The organism is Sphingobacterium sp. UBA7038 (assembly GCF_002494055.1).
In the GTDB taxonomy this organism is placed as follows: Bacteria; Bacteroidota; Bacteroidia; order Sphingobacteriales; family Sphingobacteriaceae; genus Sphingobacterium; species Sphingobacterium multivorum.
This window is the reverse complement of the sequence record NZ_DLAV01000019.1, coordinates 80,102-104,128: the sequence shown is the minus strand read 5'-3', so window position 1 is coordinate 104,128 and position 24,027 is coordinate 80,102. Positions and strand designations below refer to the sequence as shown.

Sequence of the window (24,027 nt, the reverse complement as noted above, 5' to 3'; positions counted from 1 at the left end):
AAGCGCAGGATGATGAAAAAATATATTTTATTGACCACTTTGGTCCTGGCAACAATGATGGCTTTCTGTCAATCTGCCGGTAAACTCTTTATCATAGGTGGTGGAGACCGTTCGGAGGCACTTATGAACGAATTGGTTCAAGCGTCAAATTTGCAACCAACAGATTACATTGTTGTATTACCAATGGCGACCAGTGTGCCCGAAGAGTCCTTTGCCTTCGTGCGAAAGCAACTTTCGCAGCACTGTAGCAATCCTGTTGTCAGTTTCGATTTTACCAAAGAGCAGGCCAATCAGCATCAATCCTGGATAGACTCTGTTAAGTTTGCGAAGTTGATTTATATCACCGGAGGTGACCAGAATAAATTTATGGATATTGTCAGAGGCTCAAGATTATATGAGGCGATGCATCAAGCCTATTCCGGAGGAGCCACGATTTCAGGTACAAGCGCCGGTGCGGCGGTGATGTCGGCGGTAATGATTACAGGTGAGCAGCGGGGAGAAAGAGAGGGAAGTAATTTGAAATCGGTAAAAAGGAATACAGTCGTTACGGCTGAAGGGATGGGATTTTTAAGAAATTCGATTATTGATCAGCATTTTATTATTCGCAGTCGATACAATAGGCTGTTGAGTGTATTGAGCGATCATCCTAAGAAAATGTTAATTGGAATCGACGAATCGACAGCGCTGGTGATTCATAATAATATCGCTCGTGTAGTAGGTGATAGTCAGGTTGTTGTGGTTTCGGATCCCCAAAAGATAAAGGTTTTTTCCAGCGAAAAAGTCGAATTTAAGAAGGCTAAAATAGCATTACTTGGTCCAGGTCAGACATTTAATATAAGATAGTTGTAAACTAAACGACCCTAGAAATAAAAAATGAATTTATTAAAACGAACATTACCGATTCTATTGATCCTGTTGCTGGCAATGATCGGTTGTAAAAGCGATAAGTACAATTTCGATGAACTTTCACCTACTGTAAGAAGCTATTTTACCCTCAATGGGACAGCATTAAATATTAATGAAGCCATTACATTTAGCAACAAATCTGAGCATGCAGAAGTCTACAATTGGGATTTTGGAGATGGTACAAGTTCGACGGAGCAGCGTCCTTCAAAGATCTACACACAACCGGGTGTATACACGATCAAATTGAAGGCAATCGGACCTGGCGGAACAGGTAATTATGCGGTTGATGTTACTATTATCGATCCCAATGCCATTATCGATACCGACAAAGAACTATTTTTTATAGAATATGGAAGCAAATTGCTCCGCAGGCTATCCTTGGTTCCGGGCTCTGCCGCAGAGACTGTCGTAAGTTTGGATGGGAAGCAAGGGCATGGTATGGCATATGATGCTGTCAACGAAAAGATATATTATTGTGACTTTCAGACCAGCAATTCTGGGAAGATCTATCGCATGAACACCGACGGAACAAAGTCCGAATTGTTGTTGACCGGTTTGGGCTCACCTTATGGAGTTGCCCTCAATCTGGCGGACAATAAAATGTATATCGCTGATGGGAATAATATCTCGAGGGCGAATTTGGATGGTAGCAATTACGAAAAGGAATTTATTAAAGTTACGAGTGGAGCAATGCGTGCAGTGGGATTCAATACCAAGACCAAGCTCATTTACTATTACGATGTCAATGCTGAAAATATGCATGTAGCGAAAGCCGACGGCACTGGCTCGGCTATATTTATTCCTGGAGCCTATGGTTATGGCATGTATATCGATGAAGAAAACGAGAAGATCTATTATGACGACCGAAACTCGGGTGGGCTCATGCGTGCTAATTTGGATGGGTCAGGCAAATTTAAGGTGGCTGCATTCTCGGGTAACAGAGGAGGATCTGGTGTAGCTGTTGATACACATGCTAAAAAAGTCTATTGGTCTGAAACAAACAATGGTCTTATTAAACGGGCGAATTTGGATGGTACAGAAATTGAAATGGTACTTTCGGGTGTTAATAATCCCCGTGGTATGTTTATTAAATAAATAATAATAATTTAACATCAGGATTTGTTAATCCCTATCTATATGAGTACTTTTGTTGCTCAATAAAGCTATCCAATGTTAGAAACGCTTATTACTTCTAAGACACGATTGAAGTTGCTGATCAAATTTTTTGTGTCGGCAACAAACAGCGCACATCTACGAGGTTTAGCGGAAGAGTTTCAGGAATCGACCAATGCCATTCGAAAGGAGCTTAATCAACTTTCAGAAGCAGGTTATCTTGAACGTAAAACTGAGAAGAATAAGATCATTTATAGTGCCAATACAGCGCATTCGCTGTTCAAGCCGCTTCAGCATCTTATTCATACGTTTTTAGGGATTGATCAATTGGTTGAACAAGTATTGGATCAGGCAGGTCATATCCGAGAGGTAAGTCTACTAGGCGACTATGCCAAAGGCATTGACAGTGGAACTATTGAGGTACTTATTTTAGGTGATCATATAAATGAGGCATACTTATTGCTGTTAGCGGAGAGAATTGAAAAACATCTCAGTAAAAAGGTGTGTATCTATTTTAATAAAACTTACGACGAACAAAAGATTAAACTTTATTTGAATAACGATTTAATAAATTAAAAGATTTTAAGCTGTATGAATAAAACAATTATCATTACCGGCGGAGCCGGATTTATAGGTTCCCATGTGGTACGTGAGTTTGTTAACAAGTATCCTGAATATCATATCATCAATCTGGACGCCTTGACCTATGCCGGGAATTTAGAAAATTTAACGGATATCGAAGCTAAACCCAATTATCAGTTTATAAAAGCCGATATTACCGATGCCAGTCTGATTTTTGATATTTTCCGTCAGTACCAGCCTGATGGCATTATTCATTTGGCTGCAGAATCTCATGTCGATCGTTCGATTTCCGATCCGACCGCCTTTGTGATGACGAATGTGATTGGCACGGTTAATTTATTAAATGCAGTGAAAGAGATCTGGAAGGATAATTATGAAGGGAAACGTTTTCATCATGTTTCTACCGATGAAGTCTTCGGCGCACTAGGTGCAACAGGATTATTTACGGAAGAGACCAAATACGATCCACATTCGCCTTATTCTGCTTCGAAAGCTTCTTCCGACCATTTTGTACGTGCCTATCACGATACCTATGGTCTACCAATCGTGTTAACCAATTGTTCGAATAACTATGGACCAAATCATTTTCCAGAGAAATTGATCCCCTTGTGTATTCATAATATTTTAAACAATAAACCTTTGCCTATTTATGGTGATGGGAAATATACGCGTGATTGGCTGTTTGTTATTGATCATGCCAAAGCGATCGATTTGGTCTACCATAATGGTCAAAACGGCGGCTCCTATAATGTAGGTGGATTTAACGAATGGCAAAATATAGATTTGGTCAGGGAACTATGTAAGCAAGTTGATGAAAAATTGGGGCGCCCAGTCGGGACTGCTGCTGAGCTTATTACCTTTGTGAAAGATCGACCAGGCCACGATTTACGCTATGCCATTGATGCCAGCAAGATTAACCAGGAATTGGGTTATCAGCCCTCAGTAACCTTTGAGCAGGGGCTTTCCATCACCATCGATTGGTTTTTAAATAATCAGGAATGGCTAGATCGCGTTACTTCAGGCGACTACCAAAATTATTACGCAAATCAATATAATTAATCTATCCGATGAAAGTAACAGAAACAAAATTAAAAGGCTGTTTTATTTTGGAACCGGCCAAATATGGCGATTCAAGAGGGTATTTTATGGAAAGTTTTAATGAGAAAACTTTCAATGAGCTGACGGGTACAAATACCCATTTTGTGCAGGATAATCAGTCCTATTCAACACGTGGTGTTTTGCGAGGGCTACATGCACAGGCAGGTGAACATGCTCAGGCGAAATTGGTACGAGTGCTGCAAGGAGAAGTGATTGATGTTGCGGTGGATGTAAGATCTAATTCGGATACTTTTGGTCAATATGTGGCCGTTAACTTATCGTCGGACAATAACTTACAGTTATTTGTTCCACGTGGATTTTTGCATGGTTTTGTGGTGTTAAGCGAGACGGCGACGTTCTTTTATAAATGTGACAATTTTTATCATAAAGAGTCCGAGTGCGGAGTACATCCTTTGGATACGGATTTGGCTGTAGATTGGCAGATTTCAGTTGGTGAAATGATTCTATCAGAGAAAGATCAATCAGCCCCCACTTTTAAAGAGGTTTTTAGTCTATGAGAATCGTTGTTACAGGGGCCAATGGTCAGCTTGGATCAGAACTGCGAGATCTTCTAGCCGGACAGACGAGTAGAGACTGTTTTTTCTTGGATCGTAAGCAACTGCCTTTAGAGCAAACGCTTATTATACAGGATATCTTGGCACAATATCAACCCGATATTATTATTCATGCCGCAGCCTATACAGCTGTCGATAAGGCTGAATCAGAGCCTGAGTTGGCCGATCGGATTAATCATCTGGCTAGTGAGGAGATCGCACAATATTGTCGTATTCATGGCTCAAAATTGATAGCTATTTCGACAGACTATGTTTTTGATGGGAACTCAGCTGTCGCACTGGCTGAAGATGCGCCAGTTGATCCAGTTAATGTTTATGGGCTCACCAAGCTAAAGGGAGAGCAAGCTATTCAAAAATGGCTTCCAGAGGGTATTATTATTCGCACATCTTGGGTATATTCGACCTATGGCAATAATTTTGTGAAAACCATGTTGCGTTTAATGGGCGAGCGCGAAGAGATTTCTGTTATCAATGATCAGATTGGGTCGCCTACTTATGCAAAAGATTTAGCCGATGCTATCTTGGCTATTATTGACTCAGGTGTATGGGAAGGTGGTATCTATCATTTTAGCAACGAAGGAGAGATTTCATGGTATGACTTTGCTGTTGCAATTCGGGACTTGGAAAGTTTATCTTGTAAAATCAACCCAATTCCGACGACACAATATCCTACACCTGCGCGAAGACCTCATTATTCCTTATTGGATAAATCAAAAATTAAAAATACGTTCAGCATTTCTGTTCCTTCTTGGAAAGACAGTTTGAAAATAATGTTGCAAAAATTATAATAGTTAGTACATTATGAAAGGAATTATATTAGCCGGAGGATCCGGTACACGTTTACATCCATTGACTTTAGCCGTGTCTAAACAGTTGATGCCCGTGTACGACAAACCCATGATCTATTATCCATTGTCGACATTAATGTTGGCAGGAATCAACGAGATCTTAATTATTTCCACGCCACAGGATTTGCCGAATTTTCAAAAATTGTTGGGTGATGGATCGCAAATAGGCTGTAAGTTTTCGTATAAAGAGCAACCCAGTCCAGATGGTTTGGCACAAGCTTTTATTTTGGGTGAAGAGTTTATCGGAGATGACAAAGTAGCCCTTATTTTAGGAGACAATATCTTTTATTCTTCGGGGATGTCTAAGTTATTGCAAGACTCATCAGATCCCGATGGCGGCGTTGTTTTTGCCTATCAGGTTTCCGATCCTGAACGGTATGGTGTGGTTGAGTTTGATCAGGATAATAAAGTTGTTTCTATAGAAGAAAAACCGAAAGAGCCTAAATCCAATTATGCGGTGCCAGGATTGTACTTCTATGACAATGATGTTGTGGAAATTGCAAAAAATATCAAACCTTCTTTACGCGGCGAGTTGGAAATAACAGATATCAATGAAGAGTATTTAAAAAGAGGAAAGTTAAAAGTTGGTGTTTTTAATCGAGGGACAGCTTGGCTGGATACGGGTACAATCAATTCGTTGATGCAGGCAGGGCAGTTTGTGCATGTCATTGAGGAGCGTCAAGGCATGAAAATTGGGGCGATTGAAGAGGTGGCTTATCGCATGGGATATATTGATCAGCAGCAATTGCAGAAGATTGCGGAACCTTTGCGCAAGAGTGGGTATGGAGAGTATTTATTGAAAATTAAAAAATAATTCTAGGCAGTTTATGAAAGGCGAAGCTTCTAGAACATCTAAGAGTCTGAAAAATGCAAGATATGCGATCTTGTTTTATTTTCTTTATCTTTTCTTGCAGTTTTTTTCCAGAAAGGTTTTTTTAGATAAATTAGGGGCAGAATTACTTGGTCTAAATACGACAATAGCAAATATTTTAAGTTTTTTAAATTTAGCGGAATTGGGGGTTGCAGCAGCGGTTTCTTTTAGCTTATATAAACCGTTGCTGGATCGTAATGAAAATGAAATAAACAATATCATGTCCATACAGGGCTGGCTTTATCGAAAAGTAGCCCGAGTTGTTCTTGTTGTAGCATTGTTTTTGCTCCTAGCTATTCCCTTTATATTCCGTAATACGTCTGTTTCGTTGGGAATTATTTATGCAACTTTTCTGATCTCTTTGGCAGGAGTTATTTTCAGTTATCTAGTAAATTATACGCAAATTCTTTTGGTTGCTGACCAGCGGGAATACAAAGTTAATAGTATCACCCAAGGTGCAAGAATTCTCAAGATTATACTACAGATTATAGCGGTTTACTATTTTCAGAATGGTTATATATTATGGCTGACATTGGAATTGATTTTTTCTGTTCTAACAGCCTATTTTTTACATAGGATTGTCTTTAAGACCTATCCTTGGTTAAAGATCCAAGTTGCAGAGGGGAGTTCCTTGAGAGAAAAGTACCCACATATTATCGCTAAGACAAAGCAATTGATCTTCCATCAACTTTCACAGTTCATTTTAAATCAGACCACGCCGATTATTATTTTTAGTATTTTGTCTTTGACTACAGTTGCTATTTATGGTAATTATATGTTAATTGTAAATGGTATTTTGTTGTTTATCAATGCTATGTTTTCGGGAGCACAGGCTGGAATCGGAAATTTGGTAGCTGAAAATAATAAAGGTAAAATTTTAGCTTTTTTTGGAGAATTTGCGGTTTTAAAATATTGGATAGTTTCAGTGATCTGTTTTGTCATGATATTTCAGACGCAAGGTTTTATAGCGTTATGGGTGGGGGAAAAATATGTGTTGCCAATGATAGACTTATATTTATTAGTTGCCTATTTGTTCATTTTAGTAGTCCGGGTGACAGATGGATTTATTTATGCCTATGGTCTGTTTCAGGATGTTTGGGCCCAAATACTGGAAATGTTCTTAAATCTTGGATTATCAACATTTTTGGGTTTTAAATTTGGTCTTACGGGGATTTTGGCTGGAATATTGATAAGTCAATTTTTATTAATGATGTGTTGGAAGCCATATTTTCTTTTTAAATTTGGAATAAGAGAAAGTTTTGCAATTTATTTGAAAAAGATCTTTATATATGTTTTTTGCATTGTGCTATCTTTTTGTTTTAGCCGCTTGTTATATTTCTTTCTACCTTATTTTGACAATGTTAACTATTTTCAATGGGTCAAAAATGCACTATTATTATCGATTGCTTATCTCTTAGTCAGTATATTTGTATTTGCCAGTATCAGCAGTGATTTTCGTAAAGTAATAGTTAGAGTCAAAAATATAGTTTTATCAATAATGCAAAAAAACACGTGATATGTTGAAAAAAAATAGTTTGAAAGCTGCAAACGTTTTGTTGCTATTTATTTTTCTAACAAGTTTATTTGGATCTTTTTTTGGAGGGATACTTTTATTTATCTGCGCTAGTCTTTTATTTAAACGAGTCCCCATATCGTATTTCCTTTTCGTTGTTTTTGTGTTTTCTGTTGTTGCATTCACGCAGTTTACGACGACAACACAGGGCAATTACGATATCTTGCGATATTATATGTACTATAACTTGTTTGCCAATACTACTTTGAATGAATCTTGGTTGTTTATTCTTGATGCCGGGGATCCTTTCTTTCATATTTTGCAGTATGGTATCGCTCGGGTTTTTCCGACTGATCCACGGATGTTCAGTTTTATTTTATCATTTCTAAATGGTGGGCTCATTCTCTATGCGGCTTTAAATTTTAGGATTTATTCGATGAATACAGGAAGTAGAGAACTGGGGCTTGGAAATTTTTCCTTGTTATTTTGGTTTCTAGGTTTCTTTTTATTGATCAGTTTCCCAAATTATACAAATGTGTTGCGTCAGTATTTGGCGATGGTGCTGTTTTTTGTTGCGATTTCCAGAAAAGCAATAAATAAAAGTTCATGGCAATTTTTTGTACTTGCAGCACTAAGTCATTGGAGTATTCTCTTTTATATTCTTGTTTTTTTTCTCTTCATTTGGCTTAAAAACAAAGATCGTATGATTCTTACTATTTCTCCTTTTTTTGGTGTGATTTTACTCGTATTGTTGCCCGTGCTTCCTCTGACATTGAAGATGAAAGAATATCTTCTTGGAGAAGAGATATTAGGAATTGATAAGACCATGTTGTTGATCTGTTTGGTAGTACAAATTTTTTTAGTCTATATTTTAAGGCAAGTAAAGAGTGCAGATAAATATTTGTATATCTTGAGTTTAATGTCGCTCTCTTATGCCTTTCTCTTTTTATTTAATTCAACGATATCTACTCGACATTTCTATTTTTTAGGGATACTTTTGGTAATACTGTTTTTCGTAATCCAGAATAATCAAACGATATTGCTAAAAAATAAGGTAAATAGCTTTCTTTTGATGATGATATTCCTGTTATTCTCCTTTTATAACGTTAAAACGTTACTTTCCGGAAATTTTGAGTATCGGATTTTTAAAGACAGTCAATATATGAATTCGGTGATAGGTATTTTTGATACGGATTTCCCAGCAGAAATGATAAGATAGCTTATGATAACAGTAATTATTCCCTCTTATAACAGAGCACATTTATTGAAACGCACCATTCCAACATATTTACAAGAAGGTGTAAGTAAGGTAATATTGGTAGATGATTGTTCTACTGATGATACAGCTTCGGTAGTTAAGGATATGATGACTCAAATACCTGAATTAGAGTATGTTCGGTTGAGTGAAAATTCCAAGCAGGCCTTTGCAAAAAATGTTGGGATCAAAATGGTTGATACGCCTTGGATATATTTTGGCGATGACGATAGTATTTTATACGATAATTGTATACCAATCCTTTATCAGACTTGTTTAAAGAATCGGGCTGATATCTGTGGTGCTAAAGCTTTGTATATGGATCAAGAGGATGAAAATCTGGAATTCCGTGATGTGGTCAAAAAATATGATAATAATCTACCAAGGGGTAAAAAACTATGCGATTTAGAGCGATTGGAGGCAAATTTTATATATTCAGTAGAAAATCCGCAGGAGGTTCCTTTTGTGCATGCTTCGGCTTTGGTAAACACATCATTAGCAAGAAGTGTCATGTTTGATCCTAGATATTTAGGTAACGGTTATAGAGAGGAAACAGACTTTTTTGTACGTTGCTCTTTTTTGGATGCGAAAATTATGTTCAACTCTGACGCCGTACAAATTAATTTACCTCGAAATGTTTCCTCCGGAGGCTCACATGCTTCAGGTAGATTAGCTTGGTATAAATCGACAATTAAAAACAACCATAGGTTTTTAACGAAGAATTGGAAGCAGATTCAGAATAAATACCAGATCAGAAAACCGAAGCTTATTGTGGAGCTGCAATTTGTCTTTTTTTTGATTGTGGGTGCAATAAACAATATTTCAAAATCATTATGGAAAAGATAAACGGAAAAAAATGTTTTTTGGTATCCTACAATGGGTTGTCCAACTCAGGGGGCGTTGAGAAAGTTTGTTTTTATCTTAATAAGATAATGACAGACAAGGGTTACGACGTTATTGTTGTTGACAAAAATTTGATTGAAAAAACCAAATATGCAAAAATATTTATGGGTATTTTTGGAAAGCTTCACGTCATAGCATTTACTTTTTTTGCATCATTATTTATAAGGAATAATAGAAATAAAGGGGATGTGAAAATTGCTCATGGCTTTAATGCTCCTTTTTTCAAAAACGACTATCTCTTTATTCATGGTACATTGAAAGGATACTGTTTAAAAACTAAGACTAGAATAAGCTGGTCTCATCGCATTCTTTTTCAATTGGAGCGTATCGCTGTAAAAAATGCAGACAAGATACTTGCGGTATCCCAGAATGCTATCGACGAAGTGAAGCAATACTATACAAAGGCCGAAAGGCAATTTTTTGTTGTACATAATGGAGTAGATGACACCACTTTTTTACCTCTAAACGAAAAAAAAGGGAATACTTATATCAATGTGTTATATTGTGGAAGACTTGACGAAGGAAAGGGGCTTCAAAAACTTTTGGAATTGGCGAGGTTGGTTGAGAAAACTGAAAACTTTAAGTTTTCAATAGCTTGTAATAATTCAAATAATGCAGACTTGTTCGACGGCTTACAGAAAACCTTGATTTGTGTCGGTTTAAATCATGAAAATATTAATACCTTTTATAATTCTGGAGATATATTCTTTTTCCCTTCCCATTATGAAGGGTTTGAGATGGTAACATTAGAAGCACTGTCAGCAGGAATCCCGGTATTAGGCAATAATGTTGGAGCTGTTGGTGAACTTAAGAATAATAATGATCCTGGAGTAGACATAATTGATTTTGAAAATATCTTGCAACAAATAAAAACTATGATTGAGACTTACAAAGATAGAAGTACTTTTCTTCACGATTATTATAAAAATAGCTATGGTTTGGATTGTTATATAAATAAATTGAACAAAATAATAGTATAAATATGCCAAAGTTGCTTTATGTGGGTGAAGATATTGCAAGAATTGATTGTGGATCAGATTCAGTAAACAAGCGGAATATCGATATCTTGAAGAATATTTTTGGAGACCAATTTATTCTTACGCCATTAAAAAGGGGGAATTCAGTCAGTGATAAATTGAAGTTCTATATAGGCGGACTTGATTCAACGATTGAACGGCAGGTATTAAAACTATTGGTCAGTGATACTTCAATCCAGTTTGTTTTTATTAGCCAGTCGTTGGTGGGGCGGCTTGCGAAGGCAATAAAGCGGAAGGTCAAAAGGGATATTGTTATTATTTGTTTTTATCATAATATAGAAAAACATTATGCTAAAGAATTTTTAAAAACTTCAGGTTTGAGGCATTATCCCTTCTATATATGGGCTTCTTTTAATGAAAGTAGAGCTGTAAGATATTCCGATATTAACATTGTTTTAAATGAAAGAGATGGCCATGTTTTAGAATCTATTTATCAAAAAAGATACGATTTAATATTACCAGCTGGATACCGTGATCAATTTGAGCAATCTAGGGCATTGACCCATGCATTGGAACAGCCCATTTATCTTTTTGTGGGAACGGCATTTTTTGGTAATTTGGACGGTATAGAGTGGTTTATAGAAAATATATTACCCAATGTTGAAGGCAAATTAATTATAATTGGAAAGGGGATGGACGCTTATAAAGAGAAATATCATCATGAGCGGCTAGAAATATATGGTTTTATGGAAGACTTGTCTACATATTACTATAATGCTTCGTTGGTGATCGCACCGATATTTTCAGGTGGAGGAATGAAAACTAAAACGGCAGAGGCTTTGATGTATGGCAAGACTATTGTTGGTACAAAGGAGGCTTTTGAGGGATATGTGAGGGACGATCGTGCAATGATCGAATGTAATAAGGATAACTTTCTGAAAACGTTGCAACGGCTAGAGAAGAGTAGGATTTTTCCATTAAATGATTATTCTAGGGGTATCTTCGTTAATTATTACAGTAATGAAGCAATTGAATCTGCTTTAAAAGATAAGTTTAAAAATATAGATATAAAGTAATATTTTCAATCGATGTCAATAGATGTTTCAGTAGTCATTCCGATGTATAACTCGGAGGATACAATAGTGCGGGCTTTACAATCTGTTGTACAGCAAACATATCAAGGAAATGTAGAAATAATTGTAGTTAATGATGGGTCTCAAGACAATTCGGAGAATGAAGTAATAGCTTTTAAGCAAGCATATCCTCAGGTGGATTTAAAGTTGATCTCCCAGCCAAATGGAGGAGTATCTAAAGCTAGGAATACTGGATTAAGAAATATTTCAGGTGATTATATAGCTTTATTAGATTCGGATGATGCATGGCTTGAAGATAAACTTATAAAACAAATTAATATAATTAATTCTGATCATTCGATTGATTTTTTAGGAGGCTCATTTCATGGGTTTGGTTTCAAAAATAAGAAAGTGGGTGAGTTGGTTAAAATCAAATTCAAAGATCTATTGTTTAAGAATTATTTCCAACCTTCCACTATTATATTTAAAAAAGAGGTGTTAGATAGGATTGGTTTCTTTGATGAAACGCAAAGATACGCAGAGGAAGGTAATTATTTCATGAGAGTTGCCAATGCATTTAATTGTTTTTTTTTAAATGAAAATGTTATTATTTTCGGAGATGGAAAAGCTGGATTTGGTGAAAGTGGATTAAGTGCCAATTTAAAGGAAATGGAAAAAGGGGAATTAAAAAATCTTAAATTTGCATATAAGCAGGGCTGGATTAATCCTATTCTTTATATTTTTACAATTTGTTTTTCACTTTTAAAATACTTACGAAGAATTTTAATCGTTAAAATGAGATAAATGGATTTTCTAAAAAGGTACTCTGTTTTACAATTGCTTTCTCTAATTTATTGCAAAATAAGAACATTTTTTGTTTTTAAACATGCTCGGATCATTCGTTTCCCAATTGATGTGCGGGGGCGTAAATTTATTACTGTTGAAAGAGGCTTTACCACTGGTGTTGGATGTCGAATTGAAGCTTATCCTGAGACCGATAGTAAATCTTTATTTTTCGGTGAAAATTTTCAAATGAATGACTATGTTCATATAACTGCAATGAATACTGTGAAAATAGGTAAAAATGTTTTAGTGGCTAGCAAGGTTTATATTTCTGACTGTTCACATGGTAGTTATTCAGGAGATGAATTTGATTCATCTCCACAGTCAATACCTCATGAGAGAAAGCTTTTTGCTAAATCAGTAGTTATTGAGGATAATGTTTGGTTAGGTGAATTTGTTTCGGTATTACCGGGTGTCACGATTGGACAAGGTACTATTGTTGGCGCTAATTCTGTGGTTTCAAGGAGTTTGCCTTCAAATGTGATAGCTGTAGGGAGCCCTGCAAAACCAATTAAGAAATATAATTTTGATACTCAGAGGTGGGAAAGAATTTAAATAAATTTAATATTACTAATTACATATGAAAAATATACTTATCACAGGTGGCGCTGGTTTTATCGGTTCTAACCTAGCATTAAAACTCATTGATAAAGGTTATAACATCACAGTTTTAGATAATCTGTCACCTCAGATACATGGAGATAATCCTACTGAAACCTCACCTCTTTATTTGAGTATCAAAGATAAGGTGAAATTTATTCATGGCTCTGTTACTAATCAAGACGACTGGAAGCTGGCTCTGGAGGGACAAGATGCTATTGTCCATTATGCTGCTGAAACTGGTACCGGGCAGTCAATGTATGAAGTGAAAAAATATATTGACGTTAATATTGGTGGAACTGCAATAATGCTTGATTTATTGGTGAATTCAGATCACAATATTAAAAAAGTTGTTGTCGCATCCTCACGGTCTATATATGGGGAGGGAAAGTATATAAGCCCAGAGTTTGGAGATGTATATCCGACACCACGTACCACCGAAGACATGGACAAAGGCGACTTTGAAGTGAAGTACCCTGGCTCTTCAGCATTGGCGTTAGTGGGAACGGACGAAAATTCAAAAATACACCCATCTTCGGTATATGGTATTTCCAAGCAAAATCAGGAGCAGATGGTTCTCACCGTTTGCCCAACTATTGGTATTGCGGCAGTGGCATTTCGCTATCAAAATGTTTATGGCCCCGGCCAATCTTTAAAAAATCCATATACTGGTATTCTTTCTATTTTTTCTACTCAAATAAAAAACGGAAATGGAATTAATATATTTGAGGATGGCAAGGAAACACGTGATTTTGTGTTTATTGATGATGTTGTCGATGCCACAATATTGGGTTTGGAAAAAGAAGCTGCGAATAATCAAGTGTTCAATGTGGGTACAGGAGTGCCTACTGATGTACTTACCGTTGCGAATGAATTAAAACAGAACTATGGTGTTGAAGTGCCAGTAACAGTTTCAGGAAATTACAGGTTGGGAGATATTCGACATAATTTTGCCGATCTCATTAAGATTAAAAGCATGCTGGAATTTGAACCAAAAGTGTCTTTTAAACAAGGCCTCAAACAGTTTACATCATGGGTGAATACGCAACAGGTCCAGGAAGACCAGTATCAGCGTTCGATCGATGAAATGAAAGTCAAGGGATTGTATAAGTAAAAGCTATGGCAGAGTGTGTTCTTGTCAATAAAAGAGTATTGCTGGTCTCGGTAAAGTTTTTTAATTACGAATGTCTGATTAAGAAACAACTTGAGGAAATGGGGGGCATTGTTGATTTATTTGATGAACGCCCATCAAATTCCTTTTTTAGCAAAGCCATTATTCGTATAAAAAAGGAGGTTTATGCCCAAAAGATCAATTCCTATTTTAAAGGAGTAATCGAAAAAATAAAGTCTAATCGATATCATTATTTTTTGCTGATTAAAGGTGAAGCGACACCGCAGTTTTTTATTGATTTTTTGAGAAAAAATAATCCTGATATAAAACTTATATTTTATACATACGATTCTTTCAAAAATAATTCGAATGGACTTGCAATATTGCCAAACTTTGATTATAAATATACTTTTGACAGTGAAGACTCCAAAAAGTATAATATTGGTTTCAGACCGTTATTTTACGCAGAAGACTACAGTGCGCTCTACAAACAAAAAGATGCGATTTTGTATGATCTTGCCTTTATTGGTACAGCGCATTCTGATCGTTATTTAATTGCTGAGACAGCACGATCCTGGTGTCAGAATAATTTTCTTAAAATGTTTACTTTCTATTATTCGCCTAGTAAAACCTTATTTAAGTTTAAAAAGTTGGTAGATAAGAACTTTAGGAATTTTGACTTTAATAAGATTTCGTTTCAAAGTCTCTCGCATAATCAAATTATTGACATTTATAGATCTTCGAAAGTGATATTGGATATTAATCATCCAGGTCAAAATGGGTTGACTATGAGGACTTTCGAAACCCTTGGTAGCGGCAGAAAGCTTATTACAACCAATCCCGATATAAAAAAATATCCATTTTTCGATCCGCAAAATATTTATATCATTGATCGAGATCATGTTGATTTTCAACTAGATTTTTTTAGAAGTGAGTTTAAAGCTATTGACCCGGAGTTATTAAAGAGCATGTCATTGCAGGGGTGGGTGGAAGAAGTCTTTGGTATAAGAAATGTAAACTATTGGAATGATATATTAACGTAGTATGAAAGATATTGCCATACTTGGCAGCTCTGGTTTTATTGGCCAGAACCTGTTGGAAAATATTGAGGGATCCTTTGGCGTTTCATTAAGAAATGATGATTTGCAAGAAAGATTGGGAAGTGCAGAGGTTATTGTCAATCTGGTTGGGAAAGCTCATGATCATAAAGGTGACGCTACAGAGGAAGATTATTTTTATGTAAATTTTGAGTTGACAAAGCAAATTTTTACAGCATTTAATAATTCAAAAGCAAGTGTGTTGATTCACGTGAGCTCAATTGCTGCGGTAGAAGAGTATGAATCAGTTTCTCCGTTGGTGGAGACTGATTCTTGTAATCCATTATCTTGGTATGGAAAATCTAAGTTGATTGCTGAGCAATGGTTATTGGAGCAAGAGCTAAATGAGGGAAAGAAAATCATTATCGTTCGTCCGCCTATGGTTCATGGTGTTGGAGATAAAGGAAGTTTGAGATTGTTATATCGTTTGATATCTAGAGGAATTCCTTATCCACTATCTTCATTTAACAATAGCAGGTCATTTATAGGTATTGATAACTTTATTTTCTTTATAAAAGCGTTTATTGAGCGTAGACATTCAATCGATTCCGGGGTTTATCATATCGCTGATGATGAGTATGTCTCCACTTCGGAAATTATCGCTATCATGAAAGAAGTAACTGGTAAGAGAATTCTGAATTTATCAATACCTCGCTTTTTGGTGAGATTTATTGCAGGTCTGGGTGATCGAATACCAATTCCGCTAAATACAAAAAGATTAAAGAAAATGACGGGTACTTTATTGTTATCGAATGTAAAAGCTAAGTCAGTCTTAGGAATCAGAAAATTACCAACAACCGCGAAAGAAGGTTTATATAAAACAATCAGATCATTTGGGTAGATGATCTGATTGTTCAAAAGATCAGATCAGTCCTTCTTTTACATCCCTAATATAGTCTTTTACAGTTCGTCCCCATTCACTGACGACGTCAATTTCAAGCTCCTTACATAGTGCCTGGAATTCGTTAAGGATGTCCAGTATGTTTTTTTTGTTTCTCTTGAAGTAGCCTACAAACTGCTCAGAATAAACTGAGTTTTTCTTGTTAGCGTACTTTGTTGCCGTTTCAATTTCAACAAATTTTAAACATAATAGTTCCCGCTTGATCCGAAAATAATATTTCGTTCTTCTTGTTTTTGATAATGCAGCGTGGATCAATTTATAATAAGCTTCGAGGTGTTTTATACTAAAAACTTTCGAATTCTCCATATTGGATTGGGGATTCGCATGTTCGATCATTGATCCTGTCGAAGACATTACTTCCCATTTGTGGTCATCAGCTTTCATAGCATTTTCATGTAGTAAATCGATATATTGTTTCATTTCCATCGCACCAGCGCCATAAAAATCCGCGCAAAACCTTGAGATTAATTTATCCAGATCCTGATTGTGATCCCAGAATAATGAAGAATAAACAAACGTTTTTAACTCTTTCATGGAGCACCACTCAACTGCCGTTAATTCCATGAACATTGAGGCTGTACCTTTGCTTTTGAAATATGCTAGATTATCTTTAGCGACATGAAGGGTAGGGAAAGGAAACAATATATACGAATAATTGACACCATAATCCCATATAAATAACCTTTTCGTTGATTTGGTCCAAAGATCTAATTCCCTTCTTAATAAGATAGAACTTTCATCGTTTGCCGTTCTAACTGCTCTGATTTTGTTGTTATTCGTCAATGTGTACATCACCTCAACATTGGATACACACCTTCCTCCTGGAATCTCTTGCGAAGATGAAATAATTGTTTTTGCTGTATGCGGCTTGGAGGTAATATTATAAGCTAGCGTACGTATAATCTTATCTGGAAATTTTAAGGCAATCTTATTTACAAAAGGGAATAGGGTTTCCGATAGGCCGTTACCTCTGTCATGTTTCGGCTTACATAGATTACAGGAGCAATAACCTGAAGAATCTAGAATTCCATCTGGTTGGCTGACATCCCAAATTTTAAAGTTCGGCTCATCTGCAATTCTTTTTCTTAAGTTTGCCACAATAATGTCAAAGACATTATTATTGGATAAACAGGGCATAATATTTTCCCCATATTTTCTTTTTCCGGCGATAAGTGCATAAAATTCAGAATTGCTTTTAAAATATTTGTCGTGTCCCAAAAGCGGTAATATACTGTGTGATGGGTTTCCTGTGTCTTCAAATGTTTTATAGTTTGTTTGTGAGTCATTCCCAAATAGGCTTGCAAGGTTATGGTTGCTATAATCTCTTGAGAAAGATAAACTAGAGTAGACTAGTCTGTATTCAAAATCAGGTTTTTGTAACTCGTTTTTAATGTTGTTGATTAAAAGTATATTTTGTGTAATATACGATATGTCATTCTCCACAGTCATAATTACACCTAAATATTTTTGAATAAAATAAGCTACCCCTAAAACATTCGCCCGGGATTTGCCGGCAATAAAGATTTTCTCATTTTCCCGAAAGATGACAAACGAGTCTTTTGCTACTACCTCATTTTCGAAATTTCTGATTGTTTTTGATCCAATAATCAATTCATGATTTTTCGATTTTTCATTATTGCTAACAATGGGGATAAAAGCGCCAGTAATTCTAAATAAAGAAGTTTTCAATAGTTCTGCTGCTTCCAACTCATATTTGTTTTTTTGATCACTGATTACAATTTGGTAATCAGACCATCCAAATTTTGCGATATCCATTTTAGCAAATTTTTATTTGAAATATACAGATTATCTTTGAATAAAAGTATTACATAAGTGCTATATTTGTATGGTAGATTTTTTTATGATGTATTTTACTGTTGCTATTTTACTATTTGTTCTTGAATTGCTATATTTTCGATTGGCGGATCGATTTAATATCATAGACAAACCAAATGAGAGATCTTCTCATTCAAATGTTACCCTAAGGGGTGGTGGGATCATATTTTATTTTGGGTCAGTGACCTATTTTATATGGTCAGGATTTCAGTATCCATGGTTCTTTTTAGGGTTATCTTTAATGGTTGCGATTTCTTTCTTGGACGATGTATTTACGTTGTCCAACAAAATAAGATTGTTATTTCATTTTTGTTCAGTATTATTAATGGCTTACCAGTTGAATATCTTTTCAATGCCCTGGTATTTTTTACTTGCCGCCTTTATTGTTGTTGTTGGCGTTATTAATGCATACAATTTTATGGATGGGATAAATGGAATAACAGCTTGTTATAGTATCGCAGTGGGCGGATTGTTGCTATTAATTAACAAAAAAGTGCATTTTGTAGAAGATGAATTTCTAATATTCCCTATGTTGGGTGTTGTAGTATTCGCCTTTTTTAACTTTAGGATAACTGCAAAATGTTTCGCCGGTGACGTTGGCTCCGTCGCAATCGCTTATATTCTTTTATTTGCTTTAGGTGCGTTAATAATAAAGACTGGTAGTTTGATGTATATGCTGTTTTTAGTGGTCTATGGAATTGATGCAGTTTGGACCATTGTTCGACGTTTATTGCGGGGAGAAAATATTTTTGCCGCGCATCGTTCGCACCTCTATCAGTATTTGGTCAATGAAGCTGGTTTCAATAAATTATGGGTGTCGTTTTTGTATGCGATTATTCAAATTGTTATTGGCTATGGAGTGATCTGGTGTTCAGAAAAAGCAATCAATATACAGGTCACATTCGCTATAATTTTGTTGACCAGCTTAAGCGGAATTTATTTTATATTGATCGGCTATCTATTAAGGAATTATGCATTACATAAATAATGTACGTATCATATGTGTCCTAAATAAATTTTAGGAGTCGTTTTCTGTGATTACAACGATAGTTTTTTGCTCATTTGAATTTTGAGCCCTACTTTTCATTCCGTGAAGATGTTCAGCTAACCATTTTTTTCTTTGACCGAAGGCCTGACAAATGGATCATCTATCCATTTCCAGATGTTTATTTTCACGAAGATATTCATTCTGATGAATGCCACAAGATTGGAAAGATTCCAATCATATCTGGCCTTCTTTTGGATCTACTTTAACCCAGATTACGCAGTAGATCTTTTCATTTGAAGATCTATAGGGCAATCCCAAAGTCCTCGGAATCATTTTCTAGGTTTATTTGGTTAGTGCAATTTTGAGTTTGAGTGTATCACCTACCTTTTCAAAGTAAGCTCCAATAGCAAAAGTTCTGTAACGTAGTGTTGATAGTGTTTTTTGCGTTTTTTCCTGCAAGACGAATATTCTGAATAGCGACATTAGATCATAGGCTATCATGGAGAATATTAAGGCAGCTTCTGTTGTATAAAATCCGTTCAGGTTAAAGCTCTCTGCTCCAAAATCAGCCTTCAATTCTTTGATTCTGTTTTCTGCATCCCTACGTTGGCTATACATCCGCCATACATCAGTTGCAGCAAATTCATTATTGGTAAAGTATGCAGAATAGCGATAATTTCTGTGGATTTCATCCTCAGGAAATAAACTTAAATTCCTGCCAGGTGCATTGGGTCTATTGGCTATCTTCTGTCGGACGCTTACCAGTCTAGGTTGCTTGTCCCAGGTGATAGCGCTTGTCGCAGATATCAATTCCCTCATCCACCATCAACCAGGGATCTTGCTAGTCGATTAAATGTTGTTCAGGGTGGGTAAACTTTGCAGCAACAATATATTTTAGCGATTTTTGTTCCAAATGTTCAAAAATATCTTTTTGACAAAAGCCACTGTCTAATTGGACTGATGATAAGTTCTATCAGGAAATTAAAAATGTATCATAATTATATCTTAGTTTAGTAAAAAGTTGTCCAGCAAATAGCGAGTATCATATACTGATATCCCGAACTGAATCTGCCGAGGAAAAATGGCAGAATATCATGCTCTCAAGATGCGTCCAACTATTGATCCCTTTACTATGTTTATCACTATTATGTTTAGCCACCAAATCCTTGAATAATTCGCGGTCGATAAACGATAAAATCTGAATAAAAACGTTTAAATTTACCATGGCGGTGTAAGAAAATTTAGCGATTTAAATATAGCAACTTTGCTATATCAAAACATCGCCGCTTTTTTAACGTTTAGAACGCAAGTGATTTCAATTTTAAAATACTCCGATGGAAATGCAGTATGGTCGATAAGTGTGAGAAACGAAATTTTAAAAGGTCGGTTTACGCAAGGTGTTGATCAATTAGTAAGTTGAAAATTTCAGTCCATTAGTATATAGTGTACACATTACAGGCGGACAAGATTACGGTGGGAGGGTATTGAATTAGAATTTTTGTTATATAACGGAAAAACTTTTCGTTTTATTCAGTATTTTTGAAACCGGTCTACGAAATGGATTCATATTGTGTTTTGTAAGAGAAGACCATAATATTTTATAATAGTCTACATGGGTAATGTATGGAAAAAGGGCTTGTCGATTAACAAGCCACGTTGGATCATTTTAGTGTTGGATATGCTCATAGTCGCTATTGCCTTCTTTGCGAGCTATGTGCTGATTTTTAAGCATAGAGGTGGTATTAATATCAATGCAACGCAACAGCAATGTATGTTGGTGTCTGCAATATACCTAATTTGGTTCTGTACGTTGGACACATTTAGGGGCGTGGTTCATAAAACAGGTATACGTGAGCTGCAGCGCATTGTGATGGCTATTGTACTGTCTTATTTTTCTACGGTATTCGTCTCTAAAATATTAGAATGGTCGCAGCCTGACTTTTTAAAAACAATCTTTCCTTTTTCAGATACACAATTGCTTTTTCATGCCTTGATTGCTGGTTTCAGTATGACCTTTAGCCGCGTGCTTTACCGTGCGCTATATCACGAACTGATGTGGGGTAATGAAGACAACCGTATTCCCGTTATCTTGTTTGGTGCAGGAAATATGGGTAATACAGCCTTTCATTTTATCCATACAACATCACGCAACAAATATCGGATCGTAGCTATCATGGATGATAATCCACATCGTATTGGTAACCGTATCCAAGGTTTCAAGATCCACGATATCAGTGAATTGAATGAAGCATTTGTTCAACGGCACGGAAATGCAGCTGAACTTATCGTAGCTATAGATAATAGGGCTCCCGAGCGCCTGAATATGATATTTAAACTGGCAGAACCAATTCCACTTATTGTAAAGATAATTCCTGACACGGCTAAATTACTTGCTGGAGAAGTCGCCACGAGGCAGATACGAAGTCTCCGAATCGAAGATTTGCTTGGGCGTAAAGCGATTGATCTCGATAATCCGACAATTGCATCGGAAATGAAAGACCAAATTGTATTGGTAACTGGTGGCGCGGGTTCTATAGGCAGCGAACTTGTTCGGCAATTGGCACATACCGATCTGTTGAAACTTATTGTTGTAGACCAGGCAGAATCTGCACTTTACGAAATTCAGCAGGAACTTAGCTCCAATGTGAATTTCGCCCGTTTTAGCTTTATTGTTGGGGATATCCGGAATCAGCCTTTTATGGAAACTGTTTTTCAAACATTTTTGCGTACTTATGTTTTTCATGCAGCAGCTTATAAGCATGTGCCGCTCATGGAGGCCAATCCGTATGAATCCATATTGACCAATGTGTGCGGATCGTATGCTTTAGCCAAATTGGCAGATAAGTATGAAGTTTCTAAATTCGTAATGGTTTCCACCGATAAGGCTGTCAACCCAACGAATGTAATGGGAGCCACAAAACGTGTGGCAGAGATAGCCGTATCAACAGTTAATAAATATTCTAAAACTAATTTTATCGTCACACGGTTTGGAAATGTTTTAGGTTCAAATGGATCAGTTATCCCACTTTTTGAAAGACAGATGCTCCATGGAGGTCCGTTGACCATTACAGACCCCAATATTACGCGGTATTTTATGACCATCCCCGAAGCCTGCCAATTGGTGCAGGAAGCAGCAGTGATGGGTAAAGGAGGGGAGATATTTGTATTTGATATGGGCGAACCTGTTAAAATTATGGAACTTGCCAAGCAGATGATCCGCCTAAAAGGATATAATTATCCAGAGGATATTGATATTAAGGTGGTGGGGTTACGACCTGGAGAAAAAATATTTGAGGAACTTTTGGCAAATGGAGAAAATACCGAGAAGACGTATCATGAAAAGATTATGATTGCCAAAGTAAATACCGCTGACTTAGATATGCAGAAAAGTAGAGTTGAATTTCTATGTCAATATGTAGAAGATGCAAATCCTAGTGCAGATAAAATGGAACTTGTAAGATTGATAAAGCTAATTGTGCCCGAATATCGATCGCAGAATTCTGTATTTCAGACATTAGATAAATGAAAAATATGATGAATATAATACAAGGGGGAGTCGCCAAAGACCATAGAGGACAAATAAGATTTGTCAATGATTTTGACATGAGTCTTGTTAAGCGCTTTTATATCATCAAGAATCTAGATACAGAGTTGGTAAGAGGTTGGCGCGCTCATAAGATCGAACAACGCTGGTTTTATGTACTCTCTGGATCATTTTCCGTAGATTTGGTGAAAATTGACAATTGGGAAGTAGCCTCACCAGATCTTCCTGTCGATAATATGATTTTGCCTGCTAGCAATTTGCGTGTGTTACACGTCCCTACAGGCTACGGTACTGCTTTCAAAGCAATGGAACCTGATAGTGAATTGCTCGTATATTCCGACTATGGAATTGAACATGCGGCAAACGATGATCACACGTATCCCTTGGATTACTTTAAAAATAGAAAGCAATAAATGGATATTTAATCTTCTTTCTTTGACTGGAAAGTAATTCCTAAATCTTTCCATATTTGTTGCTGAAGTTTGTTGTATGCACTACAATAATTCAGTTAAGCATAAGTACTTTTTTACTTTCCTATTGTGTTATTTTTTCTTTTTATGCACTACTCATGCACAACAAGATCGCCAATTGCCAACGTAATTAAACACCTATATCTATCGGAAAAAAAAGGTTTTCAAACTGTAAAGAATGAAAACCTTTGGAATGGTAAGATCTTAACCTGATAAATTCTTTAGATTAAATCATTGGGATCACCATCTAAATTTCTATCGTATCTCGCACGTATACGTCGGGCACGCTCGCGCTCCGCAGCAAATTCATCTGCCTTTGATCCCGGGCTATAAAATGTATCTTCATTAAAATGTGGATGTTGATAAAAATCCTGGTCATATACACCAGATCCTACCGTAAATCCGACATCACCTGTCCCCTCATAAATATGGCGAATGGATAATTCAGTATCCGGGTCCAGGTAATTTTCACGGTATGCCGGTAGTCTGGTCAGACGGTCGGCAGTGACCGGTACCACCACGACTTCACCATCATCGGCCGGATTATAGCGATAGTCTGTAGCTGGTTCCACGGGATCGATTTCATCTACCGTTAGTATGCCGCTGCGGTCGATGGGCTCCACGGTACCCGGCTCATCATTACTCGCCTGTATACGCTTCCCGTCATAAAGTGCAGCTACGCCAATGGGCACCAATATCTTTTTGTCGTCTTCAATAGGTAAATCTGCATCTTTCAGGTCAACAATAATATAGCGCACTTGTTGGCTTCGAGGGTCAAAAAGGAGGTCATCTACCTCACCTAGCGATTGTCCGGCCTGATTTTTTACTTTCCAGCCTCTAATATCTGGTTCACCATCAACGATTTCATAATCGCTTCCTCCTAATTCGATCAAATGGTTGTATTTTTTTTCTTCTAATGCCAT

Annotated in this window: 24 protein-coding genes; 20 read left to right on the top strand and 4 right to left on the bottom strand. The window is 36.4% G+C overall.

The window, feature by feature from the left end:
• Positions 1–9: 9 nt before the first annotated feature.
• From B3H30_RS13065 to B3H30_RS12985, 17 genes are all read left to right on the top strand, one after another.
• Complete coding sequence (locus B3H30_RS13065; protein WP_286834317.1) at positions 10–843, top strand: cyanophycinase; 834 nt, start codon at positions 10–12, stop codon at positions 841–843.
• Positions 844–873: 30 nt separating this feature from the next.
• Positions 874–2,001 carry a DUF5050 domain-containing protein gene (locus B3H30_RS13060; RefSeq protein WP_286834314.1) on the top strand — a complete coding sequence of 376 codons (1,128 nt, stop codon included), beginning with the start codon at positions 874–876 and terminating at the stop codon, positions 1,999–2,001.
• 75 nt (positions 2,002–2,076) lie between these two features.
• Positions 2,077–2,595 (top strand): ArsR family transcriptional regulator, encoded by a 519-nt coding sequence (locus B3H30_RS13055; protein ID WP_286834311.1) that lies wholly within the window; start codon positions 2,077–2,079, stop codon positions 2,593–2,595.
• Positions 2,596–2,610: 15 nt separating this feature from the next.
• The gene (gene rfbB, locus B3H30_RS13050) at positions 2,611–3,660 is read left to right on the top strand and encodes a dTDP-glucose 4,6-dehydratase (RefSeq protein ID WP_286834308.1); all 1,050 of its coding nucleotides are present in this window, start codon (positions 2,611–2,613) and stop codon (positions 3,658–3,660) included.
• Positions 3,661–3,668: 8 nt separating this feature from the next.
• Positions 3,669–4,217, top strand: coding sequence for a dTDP-4-dehydrorhamnose 3,5-epimerase (gene rfbC / locus B3H30_RS13045; RefSeq protein WP_286834306.1), 549 nt, complete (start codon positions 3,669–3,671; stop codon positions 4,215–4,217).
• Positions 4,214–5,062 (top strand): dTDP-4-dehydrorhamnose reductase, encoded by an 849-nt coding sequence (gene rfbD / locus B3H30_RS13040; protein WP_286834304.1) that lies wholly within the window; start codon positions 4,214–4,216, stop codon positions 5,060–5,062. The genes rfbC and rfbD overlap by 4 nt, the downstream gene beginning before the upstream one ends.
• A 13-nt stretch (positions 5,063–5,075) precedes the next feature.
• Entirely contained in the window at positions 5,076–5,936 is an 861-nt protein-coding gene (gene rfbA / locus B3H30_RS13035) for a glucose-1-phosphate thymidylyltransferase RfbA (RefSeq protein WP_286834303.1), read from the top strand.
• 13 nt (positions 5,937–5,949) lie between these two features.
• On the top strand, positions 5,950–7,509 hold the full coding sequence (locus tag B3H30_RS13030; protein WP_286834301.1) for a lipopolysaccharide biosynthesis protein: 1,560 nt from the start codon (positions 5,950–5,952) through the stop codon (positions 7,507–7,509).
• 1 nt (position 7,510) lies between these two features.
• A complete protein-coding gene (locus B3H30_RS13025; protein ID WP_286834299.1) occupies positions 7,511–8,725 on the top strand; it encodes an EpsG family protein in 1,215 nt (404 codons plus the stop codon).
• 3 nt (positions 8,726–8,728) lie between these two features.
• Positions 8,729–9,607, top strand: a complete 879-nt coding sequence (locus tag B3H30_RS13020) for a glycosyltransferase family 2 protein (protein ID WP_286834297.1) — start codon at positions 8,729–8,731, stop codon at positions 9,605–9,607.
• The gene (locus B3H30_RS13015) at positions 9,595–10,644 is read left to right on the top strand and encodes a glycosyltransferase family 4 protein (RefSeq protein ID WP_286834294.1); all 1,050 of its coding nucleotides are present in this window, start codon (positions 9,595–9,597) and stop codon (positions 10,642–10,644) included. The genes B3H30_RS13020 and B3H30_RS13015 overlap by 13 nt, the downstream gene beginning before the upstream one ends.
• 2 nt (positions 10,645–10,646) lie before the next feature.
• A complete protein-coding gene (locus tag B3H30_RS13010; protein ID WP_286834291.1) occupies positions 10,647–11,717 on the top strand; it encodes a glycosyltransferase in 1,071 nt (356 codons plus the stop codon).
• 12 nt (positions 11,718–11,729) lie between these two features.
• Complete coding sequence (locus B3H30_RS13005) at positions 11,730–12,518, top strand: glycosyltransferase family 2 protein (RefSeq protein WP_286834288.1); 789 nt, start codon at positions 11,730–11,732, stop codon at positions 12,516–12,518.
• Positions 12,519–13,112, top strand: coding sequence for an acetyltransferase (locus B3H30_RS13000; protein ID WP_286834285.1), 594 nt, complete (start codon positions 12,519–12,521; stop codon positions 13,110–13,112).
• A gap of 25 nt (positions 13,113–13,137) precedes the next feature.
• The gene (locus B3H30_RS12995) at positions 13,138–14,271 is read left to right on the top strand and encodes an NAD-dependent epimerase/dehydratase family protein (RefSeq protein WP_286834282.1); all 1,134 of its coding nucleotides are present in this window, start codon (positions 13,138–13,140) and stop codon (positions 14,269–14,271) included.
• 98 nt (positions 14,272–14,369) lie between these two features.
• The gene (locus B3H30_RS12990; protein ID WP_286834279.1) at positions 14,370–15,311 is read left to right on the top strand and encodes a hypothetical protein; all 942 of its coding nucleotides are present in this window, start codon (positions 14,370–14,372) and stop codon (positions 15,309–15,311) included.
• Between the two features lies 1 nt (position 15,312).
• A complete protein-coding gene (locus tag B3H30_RS12985; protein WP_286834277.1) occupies positions 15,313–16,206 on the top strand; it encodes an NAD-dependent epimerase/dehydratase family protein in 894 nt (297 codons plus the stop codon).
• Positions 16,207–16,227: 21 nt separating this feature from the next.
• Here B3H30_RS12985 and B3H30_RS12980 read toward each other — a convergent pair whose 3' ends face one another.
• A complete protein-coding gene (locus B3H30_RS12980; RefSeq protein ID WP_286834274.1) occupies positions 16,228–18,042 on the bottom strand; it encodes a DUF4838 domain-containing protein in 1,815 nt (604 codons plus the stop codon).
• Positions 18,043–18,112: 70 nt separating this feature from the next.
• On the opposite strand from B3H30_RS12980, the gene B3H30_RS12975 reads away from it, so the two are divergent.
• A complete protein-coding gene (locus B3H30_RS12975; protein WP_286882768.1) occupies positions 18,113–19,090 on the top strand; it encodes an MraY family glycosyltransferase in 978 nt (325 codons plus the stop codon).
• A 342-nt stretch (positions 19,091–19,432) separates the two neighbouring features.
• Here B3H30_RS12975 and B3H30_RS12970 read toward each other — a convergent pair whose 3' ends face one another.
• Positions 19,433–19,909: a transposase gene (locus tag B3H30_RS12970; protein WP_286834271.1), complete on the bottom strand. Its 477-nt coding sequence runs from the start codon at positions 19,907–19,909 to the stop codon at positions 19,433–19,435.
• Positions 19,910–20,132: 223 nt separating this feature from the next.
• Positions 20,133–20,315, bottom strand: coding sequence for a DUF4372 domain-containing protein (locus B3H30_RS24870; RefSeq protein ID WP_414712761.1), 183 nt, complete (start codon positions 20,313–20,315; stop codon positions 20,133–20,135).
• 387 nt (positions 20,316–20,702) lie between these two features.
• On the opposite strand from B3H30_RS24870, the gene B3H30_RS12965 reads away from it, so the two are divergent.
• Together B3H30_RS12965 and B3H30_RS12960 are read left to right on the top strand one after the other, a co-directional pair.
• On the top strand, positions 20,703–22,616 hold the full coding sequence (locus B3H30_RS12965) for a polysaccharide biosynthesis protein (RefSeq protein WP_286834268.1): 1,914 nt from the start codon (positions 20,703–20,705) through the stop codon (positions 22,614–22,616).
• A gap of 5 nt (positions 22,617–22,621) precedes the next feature.
• A complete protein-coding gene (locus B3H30_RS12960) occupies positions 22,622–23,047 on the top strand; it encodes a WxcM-like domain-containing protein (protein ID WP_286834267.1) in 426 nt (141 codons plus the stop codon).
• Between the two features lie 278 nt (positions 23,048–23,325).
• On the opposite strand, the gene B3H30_RS12955 is transcribed toward B3H30_RS12960, so the two are convergent.
• Positions 23,326–24,027, bottom strand: a complete 702-nt coding sequence (locus B3H30_RS12955) for a PRC-barrel domain-containing protein (RefSeq protein WP_286834266.1) — start codon at positions 24,025–24,027, stop codon at positions 23,326–23,328.

Bases quoted from the DNA above. Each gene is read 5' to 3' on its own strand.
- B3H30_RS13065 (WP_286834317.1), top strand. From the start codon at position 10: ATGATGAAAAAATATATTTTATTGACCACTTTGGTCCTGGCAACAATG.
- B3H30_RS13060 (WP_286834314.1), top strand. From the start codon at position 874: ATGAATTTATTAAAACGAACATTACCGATTCTATTGATCCTGTTGCTG.
- B3H30_RS13055 (WP_286834311.1), top strand. From the start codon at position 2,077: ATGTTAGAAACGCTTATTACTTCTAAGACACGATTGAAGTTGCTGATC.
- rfbB (WP_286834308.1), top strand. From the start codon at position 2,611: ATGAATAAAACAATTATCATTACCGGCGGAGCCGGATTTATAGGTTCC.
- rfbC (WP_286834306.1), top strand. From the start codon at position 3,669: ATGAAAGTAACAGAAACAAAATTAAAAGGCTGTTTTATTTTGGAACCG.
- rfbD (WP_286834304.1), top strand. From the start codon at position 4,214: ATGAGAATCGTTGTTACAGGGGCCAATGGTCAGCTTGGATCAGAACTG.
- rfbA (WP_286834303.1), top strand. From the start codon at position 5,076: ATGAAAGGAATTATATTAGCCGGAGGATCCGGTACACGTTTACATCCA.
- B3H30_RS13030 (WP_286834301.1), top strand. From the start codon at position 5,950: ATGAAAGGCGAAGCTTCTAGAACATCTAAGAGTCTGAAAAATGCAAGA.
- B3H30_RS13025 (WP_286834299.1), top strand. From the start codon at position 7,511: ATGTTGAAAAAAAATAGTTTGAAAGCTGCAAACGTTTTGTTGCTATTT.
- B3H30_RS13020 (WP_286834297.1), top strand. From the start codon at position 8,729: ATGATAACAGTAATTATTCCCTCTTATAACAGAGCACATTTATTGAAA.
- B3H30_RS13015 (WP_286834294.1), top strand. From the start codon at position 9,595: ATGGAAAAGATAAACGGAAAAAAATGTTTTTTGGTATCCTACAATGGG.
- B3H30_RS13010 (WP_286834291.1), top strand. From the start codon at position 10,647: ATGCCAAAGTTGCTTTATGTGGGTGAAGATATTGCAAGAATTGATTGT.
- B3H30_RS13005 (WP_286834288.1), top strand. From the start codon at position 11,730: ATGTCAATAGATGTTTCAGTAGTCATTCCGATGTATAACTCGGAGGAT.
- B3H30_RS13000 (WP_286834285.1), top strand. From the start codon at position 12,519: ATGGATTTTCTAAAAAGGTACTCTGTTTTACAATTGCTTTCTCTAATT.
- B3H30_RS12995 (WP_286834282.1), top strand. From the start codon at position 13,138: ATGAAAAATATACTTATCACAGGTGGCGCTGGTTTTATCGGTTCTAAC.
- B3H30_RS12990 (WP_286834279.1), top strand. From the start codon at position 14,370: ATGGGGGGCATTGTTGATTTATTTGATGAACGCCCATCAAATTCCTTT.
- B3H30_RS12985 (WP_286834277.1), top strand. From the start codon at position 15,313: ATGAAAGATATTGCCATACTTGGCAGCTCTGGTTTTATTGGCCAGAAC.
- B3H30_RS12980 (WP_286834274.1), bottom strand. From the start codon at position 18,042: ATGGATATCGCAAAATTTGGATGGTCTGATTACCAAATTGTAATCAGT.
- B3H30_RS12975 (WP_286882768.1), top strand. From the start codon at position 18,113: ATGGTAGATTTTTTTATGATGTATTTTACTGTTGCTATTTTACTATTT.
- B3H30_RS12970 (WP_286834271.1), bottom strand. From the start codon at position 19,909: ATGAGGGAATTGATATCTGCGACAAGCGCTATCACCTGGGACAAGCAA.
- B3H30_RS24870 (WP_414712761.1), bottom strand. From the start codon at position 20,315: ATGGTAAATTTAAACGTTTTTATTCAGATTTTATCGTTTATCGACCGC.
- B3H30_RS12965 (WP_286834268.1), top strand. From the start codon at position 20,703: ATGGGTAATGTATGGAAAAAGGGCTTGTCGATTAACAAGCCACGTTGG.
- B3H30_RS12960 (WP_286834267.1), top strand. From the start codon at position 22,622: ATGATGAATATAATACAAGGGGGAGTCGCCAAAGACCATAGAGGACAA.
- B3H30_RS12955 (WP_286834266.1), bottom strand. From the start codon at position 24,027: ATGGCATTAGAAGAAAAAAAATACAACCATTTGATCGAATTAGGAGGA.